Here is a 13,486-nt window from a genome sequence, read left to right on the forward strand (position 1 = left end):
GACGATTGGAGTACCTCGCAGGAACTGACGCGCGAGCGAACACGAGCCGGCGTGCGGCCGCTCAACGTTAGGGGCGAGGAGAAGTTGGGTACCTAGGCCCCGATGTCCCCACTCACGCCCTACCGGTTAAAAACGAGCGGCGGTCGGGAAAGGCGGGCAGACCGAACCACACCGCGAGACTCTGCCCGATATCAGCGAAGGACTCCCGCACGCCGAGGTTTTGACAAGGGACTCTCGGGCCGGAGACCAGCACGGGAACATGTTCTCGCGTGTGATCGCTGCCGGGCCAGGTCGGGTCACAGCCATGATCGGCGGTGAGTATCAGGACATCGTCATCTCGCAGCAGCGCTCTAAGATCAGGCAACCGCCGGTCGAATTGCTCGAGGGCAGTTGCATACCCGACCACATCACGGCGGTGACCAAAACTTTGATCGAAGTCGACGAAGTTTGTCATCACGATGCTGAATTCGGGTGCGTCGCGGACGGCATTCAACGTGACTTCCCAGAGTTCGTCGATCCCATGCGCGAACAGTTTCTGCGTCACCCCGACGCCTGCGAAAATGTCGGAGATCTTGCCGATAGCAATGACCTGGCCGCCAGCGAAATGGAGCTTTTCAAGCACCGTGGGTGCCGGGGGCGGCACTGCCAGATCCTTTCGGTTACCCGTTCGGCGGAAATTTTCTGCCGTCTCGCCGTTGAAAGGTCGTGCGATGACCCGGCAAATGTTGTACGGGTCGACTTCCTCGCGGGCGATCTCACATAAGCGATATAGCTGCTCCAAGCCGAAACGGTCTTCGTGGCAAGCGATCTGAAAAACAGAGTCTGCAGAGGCGTAGAAAATCGGCTTTCCCGTTCGTAAGTGTTCCTCGCCGAGGGCAAAGATGATTTCCGTACCCGATGCGTGGCAGTTGCCGAGGTAGCCCGGAAGCTGCGCTCGGCTCACGATCTTCTCAAGCAACTCATGCGGAAAGGTGTTCGTCGGGGCACTGAAATATCCCCAGTCGAACGTCACCGGGACGCCTGCCATTTCCCAGTGACCTGATGGCGTGTCCTTGCCAGTAGAGCGTTCGCATGCAGCGCCATAGGCACCAGATAGAGCGGGGGCGACCTGGAAACCATCGGGGATACGGCCGGAAGCAAGTTGGGTCGCAAGGCCCAGACCCAGTGCTTCGAGGTTAGGGAGGTGCAATGGACCTTTTCGGCCGCCGGTGACGTCACAATGACCACCGGCACAACGCTCTGCAATATGGCCGAGAGTATTGGCACCGAGGTCACCGAAGCGATCGGCATCTGGTGTTGCGCCAATACCTAGTGAATCCAAAACTAGAACGATTGCTCGCATGGCTGCTCACTCCTCAAGCATCTATTGGCACATAAGCCCATGAATGGTTGGCGGCTCCAGCTCGCGTTCGTCGCCGAGCCTATACGCGCTCTGCAAGTCTGCAACGGCACGTGCCGCGGCAGCCTCATCGCGCGCATGGACGTAACCGAGCGGATATCCGGCCTCAACCAATTGCCCCAACTCTGCAAGTCCCGAAAGACCAACGGTCGGGTCGATCACATCTTCCGCTCGCATGCGCCCGCCGCCCAAAGCGACCACAGCCATCCCTACGGCCCGGCAATCGACACGTTGAACCCAACCGGTTCTCGGTGCGGGAACCGGTACTTTTACCGGCGCATCCGGAAGATGCCGATCGACGGCGTTAATGAAGTCTGTGGGACCACCGAGAGCGTTGACCATTTTTTCGAACCGCTCTGCAGCGGCACCGGAGTCAAGCGCGCGGTTCAGCATTGCGCTCGCAGCCGGCTCGTCAGGAGCGAGGCCGCTAACCTGGAGCATCTGAGATGCAAGCGTCATAGTGACGTCGTGCAGGCGCTTTGGGCGGGTTTTCCCGGTGAGATAGTCAATAGCGCATCGCACCTCGGTCGCGTTGCCGGCAACCGGCGCGAGAGGCTGGTTCATGTCGCTCAGGACCGCCGTCGTTTTCATTCCGGCGCCATTACCTACGTCGACGATGCTCGCTGCAAGTTCTACGGACTTTTCGAACGTAGGCATTACTGCACCGGAACCGACTTTCACGTCCATGACCAAACCTGTGAGGCCGGCCGAGAGCTTTTTCGACAAGATCGATGCGGTGATCAGCGAAATCGATTCGACGGTCGCCGTTACGTCACGTACCGAATAGATGCGCTGGTCCGCAGGCGCGAGTTGAAGAGTCTGGCCGATAATCGCGACACCAATTTCGCGCACGATACGTTGGAAAGTCTGGGTATCGGGGGTGATGTTGTATCCCGGAATCGATTGGAGTTTGTCGAGCGTCCCTCCAGTGTGACCAAGACCGCGACCAGAGATCATCGGTACGTAGCCGCCGCACGCAGCCACCATCGGTCCCAGCATCAGCGAGACCACGTCGCCGACGCCACCGGTCGAGTGCTTGTCGACGATCGGTCCGTTGAGATCGAACGAAGACCAATCGAGTACGGTACCGGAATCGCGCTGTGCCAACGTCAATGCTACCCGCTCGTTGACATTAAGTTCATTGAAGAACACCGTCATCGCGAAAGCCGCGATCTGTCCTTCCGAAATGCTTCCGTCGGTGATCCCTTGGATGAAAGCGGTGACGTCTTCCGGACTCACCGTCAGACCATCTCGCTTTTTCCGAATGAATTCTTGAGCAAGGAACATCTGATACTCCCTCCTTTAGTACACGTTGTTTTGAGTCGGCGCGTTGCCATGACCAAGAGTCGCCAGCAGGTTCGCGAGCAGACTTGAGGCGCCAAAGCGGAACCTTGCCGGCGTAACCCATGTCGGGCCGAGAATCCTCTCGGCGAGCTTGAGATAGGCCGCGGCTTCATCGGCGGTTCGCACGCCGCCTGCCGCCTTGAATCCAACGATCCGGCCCGATCCGCGGATCGCCCCGAGCATGATTTGTGCAGCCTCCAGGGTTGCATTCACAGGGACTTTGCCCGTCGAGGTCTTAAGGAAATCGGCGCCGCCCTCGATGCAAATCTCGCTCGCCAGCCGGATCAGTTGCGGATCCTTGAGTTCGCCCGATTCGATGATGACCTTCAGACACTTTCCGCCTGCCGCCGCACGGCTTTGGCCGATCAATTCGCGGCCAACTTGGGCATCTCCATCGATCAGCGCTCGGTAGGGAAAGACAACGTCGATCTCGTCTGCGCCCAAGGCCACCGCCTCAGCGATCTCCCGCGCGGCAACGCCCGGTACCGGATTACCTTGCGGAAAATTGATGACGGTTGCAATCGGCATCTTCAGACCGCGCGCGAGCAATGCCTTACGCGCGGTGCCGATGAAGCGTGGGTAAATGCATAGGGCTGCGGGCGTGCCCACGGGAGTATCTGCCGATGCGACCAGGGCCTCGATCCGCTGGTCGGTGTCGTCCGAGTTCAGCGACGTGAGGTCGATCAAATGCAACGCCTTGAGGGCCAATTCCGTCAATTCATTGCGTGCAGGAGCTTGGGCGAGTTCTGAGGTCATCCGGGTAAGGTCTACGTTCGATGTGGAGGGGAGACATTAAAGAGCGAGCCGGGGCACGAAAATCAACCTTCGTGACGGCAGCCAAATGACAATTGGACGCGGCACTCACGCGTCCAATTGGTGCAGGCCTTTGTTTACTTACATTGCAGCGAGCGAGACGAATAGACCGGCGATTGTCGCGCTCATCAAATTCGACAAAGTGGCCGACGCGAGTGCTCGAAGCCCATATTTGGCGACGCGTCCCCGCACCTCTGGGTCAATCGCACCGAAGCTGCCGGTCAAAATTGCGATCGACGAAAAGTTGGCGAAGCCACAAAGAGCGAATGAGACAATCGTCAAAGTTTTCGGCGAGAGCACCTGGAGACCGCTTGCGATGACCTGCGTGGTGGCTTGTAGGTATGGCGCCAGGCCGGTGTAGGCGACGTACTCGTTCAAGATGAGCTTCACACCGATGAAGTTGCCGGCAATGGATGCGTCGTGCCACGGCACGCCGATCAACCACGCAATGGGCGAAAAGATTATGCCGAGCAAGTACTGCAAAGTCACGTCGTGGAATCCGAAGTATCCCGTAATGCCCGATACCATGTTATTGAGCAGCGCGATCAGGCCGATGAAAGTAATCAACATCGCGGCCACGTACACTGCGATCTTCATTCCCACGGCTCCGCCCGCTGCAGCCGCTTCGATCACGTTGGCGGCCCGCTTTTCGTCGAACTCAAGAGAGTCGACCTCGATCTGATTCGGCTCGGTAACCGGACAGATGATTTTGCCGAAGAGAATGCCACCAGGCACGGCCATGAACGACGCCGCGATCAGGTATTCCATCTTTACTCCGAGCATGGCATAGCCTGCCAACGCGGCCCCAGCAACTGACGCCATGCCGCTGCTCATGACCGCAAAGATTTGCGGTCCCGAGAGCTTCTTGATAAATGGCTTCACCAGCGCGGGGATTTCTTGTTGGCCGAGAAAGATGGTGGCAACCGCCGAGTAGGCTTCGATCGAGCTGATGCCCATGATCTTCGCGAGCAGGCTACCAATGACCTTGATTATCCATTTCATCACGTGCAGGTAATACAACACGGCGATCAATGCGGTCACGAAAATGATCAGCGGCAGGACGCGGAGGGCGTAGGAAAAGCCGTCCCTGCCGAATACCTCGAACATTTTTGGACCGACCAGACCGCCAAACATGAACGCGATCCCGCTCTCGCCGTTCTGAAGTACGTTGCCCACGCCGCGGGCTATAGCGCCGAGCGCGTCGCGCCCGAGCGGGACGAACAGCGCGAACGCGCCGATCGCGAGCTGCAGCGCGAGCGCTGCTAGCACCGTACGAGGGTTGATTGCCCTGCGATTGTTGGAGATCGCGAAAGCGATCACGAGCAAAGCAATGATGCCGAATACACTGCGCAAAGCTTCCACAATGCGTCCTTCAAAGATGAGTGAATTTAGAATCGGTATCCAACGTAGGCATACCAGCCCCAGCCCGTGGAGGCATTCGCGAACGGACCGTCGCCAAAGTCGAGTGTCTTGCCAGCCCACTGTCCGCCGTTATGAAAGTAGCGGGCTGCGGTCCAGAAGCGCAGGTGTTTGAACTCGTAGTTCAGCACGTTCGTAGCGACAAAAGCGTTGTCGCTCCGAACGCCCTGTGTTTGCTCGGCGAGGCGTGAACCGAAGTCGTAGTTGAAGAAACCGAAATAGGACAGATTGCCTCCCCAGTAGGTCCCGAGGGGATAGCCGTATTTCATCTGGAAGCGGAATCCGTCGAAGGAGTTTGCGTTCGGCGCGCCGTAGTTTTCGAATTGCCGGCGTGCGTAGAAGTTCGCTGAAAGAAACATCTTTCCAGGTGCCGCCAGATCGGTGCCAAGACCTGCATATAGCGTGTTCTGCCGGCCAGCCGTGTTGTGACCTTGATCGTAAATCCAGTCAAAGGCGACGTACCATTCCTTCACCGGGCCGATAGCGAGGCTACGGCCGACAAGATGGTCGATTGAGATGCGTGGTTCCTGCTCCGTGAAGAGAGGCGAGCCCTTGTTCGTGTAGCCACCGTCGTGCGAGTTGCCCACACCGAAAGTGCGCGGAACATCAACGTAACCGTACAGATCAAAAGGTCCCTTTCGGCCCCAGTACTCGTACTCGGCATAGACATCATTAACCTTGTATGGGCCGAAGCGGATGTCCTTCGAGCCGACCACGCCGATGCTCTGATGAATCCAGTCGGACAGGTAGGGACTGGCAGCGGGCGCACTTGTCGTAGGCTCTGCTCCCTCGTCAGCCCGAGTCGTGGACGGTATCCCCGTCAGTCCGGCGATGCAAATGGCGCTCGCTGACAAAGCGAGCTTCGTGCGGCGCGCGGCCATTCTTTTCGTGTAGGGAAAAACATTGTTCATCTGGTCCAAACCTTGTCTTCTGCGCCGCGCTTGAGCGGCTTATCTCCTCATACCGCGAATGTGGGCGGCGACGAACGCCGACCCATCGCGGCCGCATTGCCGTGCGTGTCATCTGACTTCACGGCGTGCCTGCTTCGGTCTCGCCGGGGGCGCCCCGTGAATGCCGATCGCTGGCCGAAGCTGCGTCGCCACAGTGACGTTAGTGCATTCACATGTCGATGCAACGTATCTAACATTACCCACATGTGTCGACAGAGTCCACTGATAAAAATACAACAAGAGGCATCGGTGAATTCTAACCGAGGGTCAGCGCGTCACGGCAAGGTCCTCGCCGGTCCCAAGAATTCGTAAGGTTCGCCGCGAAAAGGTCCCGAGTTCCTTGTCAGGCAAGGACGTTTCCTTACAGTCCCCAGGGGCATCAGCCTTCCAGCGCTCAATGTCAGGGCGTCACACGGATGTGCAGGAAGGAGAGGGGGTAGGTGAAAACCATGAAGTGAGATCGGGCAGCGAAAAGGTTGTCCAGGGGAGGCACCAGCTTTGGCCAAGTTATTCGCCATGAATCGTTGCGGCCGCATAGGTTTTGAGGCGTCCTCTCAAATCGTGCGACAATGAAGGCTGCCTAACCGCATACAGACTTGCGCTGAGAGAACACAATGACCCGCGCTGATGAAATCCTGACAACCTTGGAGGGCGAGATTCTGTCGGGGGCGCTGCCTCCTGGATCACGTCTGGAAGAGACTGAACTGTCGGAACGTTTTGACTGTTCGCGCACGCCCATTCGGGAAGCGCTGCGGCAACTCGCTTCAGAGGGGCTGATTACGATGAGGCCCCGCCAACCGGCAATGGTTGCCGCGCTGTCGGCTCGTAAGCTCCTCGAGATGTTTCAAGTGATGGCCGAGCTCGAAGGTTTGTGCGCCCGCCTCGCAGCACGGAGAGCTACGCGTGAGCAGATCGAACGGATGAGGGCGACGCAACTGGAGTTGAAACCAATCGTCCATTCCGACGAAATCGATAGGTTCTACGAGGTTAATCGACGCTTCCACGAGGTCATCTATGAAGCCAGCCAGAACGAGTTTCTGGCCGAACAGACTCGAAGCTTGCGCAACAGGGTCTCGACCTATCGCAAGCTCGTCACGCAGAAAACGCGTCGACGGATCGATACTATCGACGAACATGAGGAGGTCATTGCGGCGATAGAGCGCGGAGACGGAGACGCTGCGGACAAGGCCATGTCAGCGCATGTGAATTTGCTTGGCGAGCAGATGCTTGACTTCATTGCACTCTTCCCGGAAGAAGCCGGAGCCAACGTCTAATGTGTCACCCTGTGAGGTGCGTTCGTTCGCATCGCTGGCCCAACCAAACATCCGATAGGCGGCGCATCTTCTCGAAGCTGTGTCGATGTTTGACTTAGGTGACGAATACGCCTGCTGAGCCGCCGCTTGCGCCAGCGAGCGGGCAGAAGATCGGACGCTTGGCGCTGGTGCATCGCGCGGTTGCCTGAAGGGCATATCCGGGCATTCGCAATCACCCGTCTCGGCCCGAAAACACCATGCACACAGGACTGCCGCAATTAGTCGTGCATCCGGTGTATGCGAGGCGGCCTGTCGCGTCGTCAATCGCAAAGGCAACGATGCTGTCGCTGTCTTCGTTGAGCGCATACATCACGCGGCCGTCGGGCGTGCTCGTTATATAGCGCGGCGTGTGTCCCCGCGTCGATTCCGCATCGACGAAGCTCAGACGACCGGATGCTTGGTCGATCGCGAAAATCGCAATGCTGTCGTGCCCGCGATTCGACGCATATACGTAACGCCCGTTTCTCGCGACCTCTATCTCCGACGCGCGGCTATTGCCCGTATAGGTATCGGGAAGCGTCGACAATATCTGCAACGGGATAAGTGCGCCGCTGTCTGCTGCGTATCGGTAACTGGTAACCGTGGAATCCAGTTCGTTGACGCAGTACATATATGCGTTTTGGGGATGAAAGGCGACATGTCGCGGGCCGGCCGTTTCGCGCGTGACGATAAACGCGTGTTCCGTCGGCGTGAGCTTTCCACCCTCGAACCGAAAAACGAAGATACGGTCCAATCCCTTGTCCGGCACCACGACGAAGCGACCCGTGGGGTCGAGCAGATTGAAGTGCGGTTTGGCTTGCGTCTGCTCAATTCGATGCGGACCGATCGGCCCTTCGAGTGGCAAGAGTTGCGAGACAGCCTCGAGTGAGCCGTCCGGCGCGATCGGCAACACCGCGAGGCTGGCTCCGATGTGATTGGACACGATCACGTATTTCCCGGTCGGGTCGAGTGCCAGATGCACAGGGTTTTTACCCCGCGTGCTCTGCGTGTTCATCGACGTCAGCTTTCCAGAGTGCGGATCGATCGCAAATGAGGTGATGTCCGCCATGTCACCGTGCACCGCGTAAAGCCTGCGCCCGTCGACGCTCCGTGCGAGGAAGGACGGGTTGATCAGATCGGTGACGAGTTGAACGAGTTCGAGCGCGCTGTCGGGATGCACTCGATAGACGCTAATCCCTTCGCCTCGTGCGTTGCGCTCGACGGTCGTACGTGAGCCCACGTATGCAAACATTCCTGGCTTCCTCTTGCGGTCGAGCTGCGGCAGATTGCACGGTTCCATGCGATCGCGATCTGCACGCCCCTCGCGGGTTTATACGGCATTGTATTTCATTGTCAAAAAATACAAAATATAGCCCATGGAAAACACCTACGCTCCTTCGCCGGCCGTGCTGGTCGTGAACGGCAAGTCGTATCGCTTCGTCGATCTGCCCGCCATGTTCGGACAGGGCCTATTCCGGCTGCCTGTCGTGCTGCGGCTGCTGCTCGAGAACGTCGTGCGCAATACCGCGGGCGACGAACGCCGGCGAGCGGTCGAGGCCATCTTAGGGTGGTGCGACAGTGGCAGCAGCGAATATGAGATCGCGTTTCAACCGGGGCGTGTCCTCATGCATGACACGACGAGCACGCCGGCCCTCGTGGATATCGCTGCCATGCGCGATGCGCTCGCCGAGGCGGGAGCCGATCCGGCGGTGCTCAATCCGGTCATGCCTGTTGACTCATCGGTCGATCATTCGCTTGCAGTGGAGTACTTCGCGCAGCCTGACGCTGCACGCGGCAATCTTCAACTGGAGTTTCGGCGAAACGGCGAACGATATCGGTTCCTGCGCTGGGCATCGAAGGCCTTGAACGGCGTGCGTATTCATCCGCCCGGTACCGGCATCATGCATACGATCAACCTCGAGCAGCTCGCCACCGTGGTCACTACGGAGGAGCGCGCAGGTGAGATATGGGCGGTCCCCGACATGATGATCGGCACGGACAGCCATACCCCCATGATCAACGGCATTGGCGTGCTGGGATGGGGCGTCGGTGGGCTCGAGGCGCAAACGGTAATGTTCGGCATGCCGGTCATGCAACGCATTCCGGATGTGATCGGCGTGAAGCTCTCGGGCGCGGTTCGCCCCGGCGTGCTCGCCACGGATGTTGCGTTGACCGTTACTAAGCGACTGCGCGATATCGGCGTCTCGGGTGAGTTTGTCGAATTTTACGGCCCTGGCGTTTCGACGCTCACGGCCGGACAACGCGCCGTGGTCGCCAACATGGCGCCCGAATACGGCGCGTCGACTGCGTTTTTCACTGTCGATGCGAATACCGTCGAATACCTGCGGGGCACTGGCCGCAGCGTCGAGAATGTCGAGCTGGTCGAGGCGCTTTGTACCCGTGCGGGCTTCTGGTTCGATCCTCAGGCCGAGCCCATCTATACGCGCGTGATCGAGATCGACCTGGATGCAGTCGGCATGCATGTGGCGGGTCCGCGTCGGCCTCAGGATCTTTTGAGCTATGCGCACACCGGCAGGGCGCTCGCGCAATTCCCTTGCACTTCGCAGACAGCTCTCCGTGGTATGCCGACTCATCCGGTTGCCATCGCTGCCATCACGAGCTGTACGAACACCACGGATCCTGCACTCCTGATTGCCGCCGGATTGATTGCAAGCAAGGCGCGGCGCCTGGGGCTGAAAGTTCCACGATGGGTAAAGACTTCATTGGCCCCCGGCTCTCCTGCCGCGAGTGCCTACCTCGGGCGAGCCGGACTCTTGTCGGAGCTGGCTGCAGTCGGGTTCGACATCGTCGGCTATGGCTGTACCACGTGCATCGGAAACTCCGGCCCTTTGACAGACGTGATTGAGGAAGGAATTTCAGCCAACGCCATCCGGCCGGTGGCCATTCTGTCGGGGAACCGGAATTTCCCGGGCCGCGTCCACCCTGACTTGGATCTCGCCTTCATCATGTCGCCGCCCCTGGTGGTGGCGTTTGCGTTGGCCGGCGATGCGGCATTGGATTTGAGCCATGATGCATTGCAGACGGCGCCGGACGGCAGGGCGGTCCGGCTGGCCGATCTTTGGCCTTCGAAAGAAGAGGTGGACGCTGCCTTGCGTCTCGCGGCCGATCCAAGCGACTATCGAAAGTCCTTCGCTGCAGCGGCCGACAACCCGGCATGGCGCGAGCTGGAGTCGCCGGATAGCGCGCGCTATCCGTGGGACCCCGATTCGACGATATTGCGGCGTCCTCCGTTTGCCTCGCTGGATGAAGCGGGGCAGCTTGGCAGCTACCGCGCGTATCCGTTGCTGGTGGTGGGGGACGACGTCACGACCGATCATATTTCACCGGCAAGCGCGATTCCGAAGGATAGTTTCGTCGCCGATTTTTTGGTGGAACGAGGCGACGATCGCGATGACTTGAACGTATTCGCTTCCCGACGCGGCAATTGGGAGGTGATGGTGCGCGGAGCGTTCTACAACAAGACGCTCGTGAATCTCCTGAAGCCCGACGCACCTGTAGCCCATACGCTTCACATTCCGAGCGGGGCCGTGATGCCGATTTTCGAAGCGGCGCAACGCTACCGAGAGGCTGGGCACTCGGTCGTGCTCGTCGCGGGCGAGCGGTACGGAATGGGCTCATCGAGGGACTGGGCGGCTAAGGGGCAGCGCCTGCTCGGGGTACGGGCCGTGCTCGCTGTCAGCTTCGAACGCATTCACCGATCCAACCTGATCGGCATGGGCATCCTGCCGTTACGCCTGCCCGCTGGCGTCAGTCCTTCAACACTGCACATCGCTCCTGGCGACATGATCGAGGTCGATGTAGAGCCGGACGCACTGTTTCCTAGATGCTCGGTCGGCGTGAAGATCGCTCGCGCGAATGGTCGCGGTGACACGATAACGGCGATAGCCGCCGTCGAGACGTCGCTCGAAGTCGATTTGTTGCGCGCAGGCGGCGTAATTCCACTTATTCTCCAAAAGGCGATCGCCGGCACGCTGGCGCACCGGTGACGCGACGACTCTTCTATGAATATCGACCCATCTATCATTCGTGCGTTTGCTCCGACCGGAAGATTGCGTGCGTCCATCAATCTCGGCAACCCGGTTCTTGCAAGCCGGCAATCGGCCGACGCCCCGCCGACCGGCATATCTGTCGATCTTGCACACGAACTTGCCCGACGGCTGCAACTCGAGCTCGAATTCGCGATATTCGAAACGGCGAGAAAGTCCGTAGAGGCAGTGACCGAGGGGCGGGCCGACATTGGTTTTTTTGCGATCGACCCGGTTCGCGGCGCCGGGATCGCGTTCACGGCGCCCTATATCCTGATCGAGGGCCGCTACCTCGTTCGTCAGGAATCGCCAATCACGCGCAATGATCAGGTTGACGTTGCGTCGAATCGCATCGCAGTGGGGCAGGGGACTGCCTATGATCTGTTCCTGACCCGCGAAATTCAAGCTGCAAAGCTGGTACGCGCGGCGTCGTCACAAGTTGTGGTCAAGACCTTTCTCGATAACGGACTCGAGGTCGCGGCCGGCGTGAAGCAGGTGCTCGAGATGGAGACCCGGAATGTTACCGGTCTGCGCTTGCTGGATGAGCCGTTTATGGTGATTCAACAGGCGATGGGCATCCCCAAGGACCGGGGTTCGGTCGCAGCACGCTTCCTTGGAGACTTCATCGAAGAAATGAAGGCGAGCGGTTTTATAGGCGAAGCTATGACCCGCCATGGCGTTGCTGGCGCCTCCGTTGCGCCGCCTGCCTGACCAAGTCTCACAACTGGAGAGCGAAGAGGAGAGCGTGATGGTCATCGAGATGGCTCACATCTAGATCTTGCCGGGCAAAGCCGCAGAGTTCGAAGTGGGTCGCGCACTGAGGCCCGTGAAACACGCGCCCCACTCCCCATGTTTCGCGGACGCGCATGTGGTCACGACCTCACGCTGGGGGACGGCTCTCGCGGGCAGTGGCGAGGCCGGATGTCGAGCTTTCTGCATCGGAGTCGACCGCACCTTGGGCCCGGTGAAACAGTGCGTCGCGCATCTTCTGTGGATCGAACGCCTTTTCCCATTTCGCGACTACGACGGCCGCGACAGCGTTACCGATAATCGACGTGATCGCACGTGCCTCGCCCATGAATCGATCGATACCGACCAGAAGCGCTATCGCGCTCAGAGGAAGCACATGGACTGCGGAAAGCGTTGCGGCGAGCGCGACGAATCCCCCTCCAGGTACGCCACTCATACCCTTCGATGTAACGAGCCCCATCGCGAGTATCACCAACTCCTGACCTAGCGTCAGATGGGTATTCGTCGCCTGGGCGATGAAGATCACGGCCATGGTCAGGTAGATGCAGACGCCGTCGAGATTGAATGCATAGCCTGTCGGTACGACGAGACCGACAACGGACTTTTCGCAGCCCATCCGCTCGAGCTTTTCGAGAAGTCGCGGCAGCGCGGGCTCCGCGCTCGCCGTGCCTAGGGTGATGAGAATTTCGGTCTTGAGGTAGGCAATGAATCGAAACAGGTTGACGCCGCAAAGCTTGAGGATGAAGCCGAGCACGAGCAGCACGAACAATAGGCACGTTGCATAGAACGCCATCATCAGCTGACCCAGCGCGAGCAGGCTCGACACGCCGTACTTGCCGACAGTGAAGGCAATTGCGCCAAACGCACCGATCGGCGCGAATTTCATGACGAACGTCACGACGCCGAACATCGTATAGAGAAACTCGTCCACGATTTTGATCAGCGTGGCGGCGCGTGGCCCGGCGTGGGCGAGGGCAAGGCCAAATAGGACGGCGATGAAGACGACCGGAAGGATGTCACCATGCACGAATGCACCCACGAAGCTTTCGGGGATGATGTGCATGAAGAAATCCTTGAGCGACAATTCCTGCGCGACCTTCGCGTAGCCGGCGACCGACGCCAGATTGAGTGTAGCCGGATCGACGTTCATCCCTTTGCCAGGCGCCAGCAAATGCGCGACGGTGAGACCGATGGCGAGCGCGCCCGTGGTGACAACCTCGAAGTAGATGAGCGCCTTGAGGCCGACGCGCCCGACTGCCTTGATGTCACCCATCTTGGCAATTCCGGTCACCACGGTGGCGAACACGATAGGCGCCACCAGCATCTTGACGAGTTTGATGAAGGCATCGCCAAGCGTTTTCATGTCCGTGCCGAGCGCAGGCTCGGCCGCTCCGAATGCAATGCCCAGTGCCACGCCGATCAGAACCTGGACGTAGAGCGGCTTGATAACCTTGCCGATCGAAAATCGCACAA

10 protein-coding genes are annotated in these 13,486 nt (G+C 59.2%); 3 read left to right on the top strand and 7 right to left on the bottom strand.

Annotation, left to right across the window (positions count from 1 at the left end; all coding sequences use genetic code 11):
- Positions 1–112: 112 nt before the first annotated feature.
- The 5 genes from C9I57_RS32805 to tsx form a co-directional block, all read right to left on the bottom strand.
- Positions 113–1,342, bottom strand: coding sequence for a phosphopentomutase (locus C9I57_RS32805; protein ID WP_181321890.1), 1,230 nt, complete (start codon positions 1,340–1,342; stop codon positions 113–115).
- 21 nt (positions 1,343–1,363) lie between these two features.
- Entirely contained in the window at positions 1,364–2,686 is a 1,323-nt protein-coding gene (gene deoA / locus C9I57_RS32810) for a thymidine phosphorylase (protein ID WP_181321891.1), read from the bottom strand.
- A gap of 15 nt (positions 2,687–2,701) precedes the next feature.
- Positions 2,702–3,499, bottom strand: coding sequence for a deoxyribose-phosphate aldolase (gene deoC / locus C9I57_RS20015; RefSeq protein ID WP_107152382.1), 798 nt, complete (start codon positions 3,497–3,499; stop codon positions 2,702–2,704).
- A gap of 138 nt (positions 3,500–3,637) precedes the next feature.
- Entirely contained in the window at positions 3,638–4,918 is a 1,281-nt protein-coding gene (locus C9I57_RS20020; RefSeq protein WP_107152383.1) for a NupC/NupG family nucleoside CNT transporter, read from the bottom strand.
- A gap of 26 nt (positions 4,919–4,944) precedes the next feature.
- Positions 4,945–5,886, bottom strand: coding sequence for a nucleoside-specific channel-forming protein Tsx (gene tsx / locus C9I57_RS20025; RefSeq protein WP_107152384.1), 942 nt, complete (start codon positions 5,884–5,886; stop codon positions 4,945–4,947).
- A gap of 653 nt (positions 5,887–6,539) precedes the next feature.
- On the opposite strand from tsx, the gene C9I57_RS20030 reads away from it, so the two are divergent.
- Positions 6,540–7,199 (top strand): GntR family transcriptional regulator, encoded by a 660-nt coding sequence (locus tag C9I57_RS20030; protein WP_102607037.1) that lies wholly within the window; start codon positions 6,540–6,542, stop codon positions 7,197–7,199.
- Positions 7,200–7,410: 211 nt separating this feature from the next.
- On the opposite strand, the gene C9I57_RS20035 is transcribed toward C9I57_RS20030, so the two are convergent.
- Positions 7,411–8,469, bottom strand: a complete 1,059-nt coding sequence (locus C9I57_RS20035; protein ID WP_107152591.1) for a lactonase family protein — start codon at positions 8,467–8,469, stop codon at positions 7,411–7,413.
- 124 nt (positions 8,470–8,593) lie between these two features.
- Here C9I57_RS20035 and acnA point away from each other — a divergent pair, with 124 nt between their 5' ends.
- Positions 8,594–11,224 (top strand): aconitate hydratase AcnA, encoded by a 2,631-nt coding sequence (acnA, locus tag C9I57_RS20040; RefSeq protein ID WP_107152385.1) that lies wholly within the window; start codon positions 8,594–8,596, stop codon positions 11,222–11,224.
- Between the two features lie 15 nt (positions 11,225–11,239).
- The gene (locus C9I57_RS20045) at positions 11,240–11,974 is read left to right on the top strand and encodes a transporter substrate-binding domain-containing protein (RefSeq protein ID WP_107152386.1); all 735 of its coding nucleotides are present in this window, start codon (positions 11,240–11,242) and stop codon (positions 11,972–11,974) included.
- Positions 11,975–12,143: 169 nt separating this feature from the next.
- Here the strand turns inward: C9I57_RS20045 and dctA are convergent, their stop codons facing one another.
- Positions 12,144–13,484, bottom strand: a complete 1,341-nt coding sequence (gene dctA, locus C9I57_RS20050; RefSeq protein ID WP_107152387.1) for a C4-dicarboxylate transporter DctA — start codon at positions 13,482–13,484, stop codon at positions 12,144–12,146.
- Positions 13,485–13,486: the final 2 nt, after the last annotated feature.

This window comes from Trinickia symbiotica, from assembly GCF_003028655.1.
GTDB classification, from domain to species: domain Bacteria; phylum Pseudomonadota; class Gammaproteobacteria; order Burkholderiales; family Burkholderiaceae; genus Trinickia; species Trinickia symbiotica_A.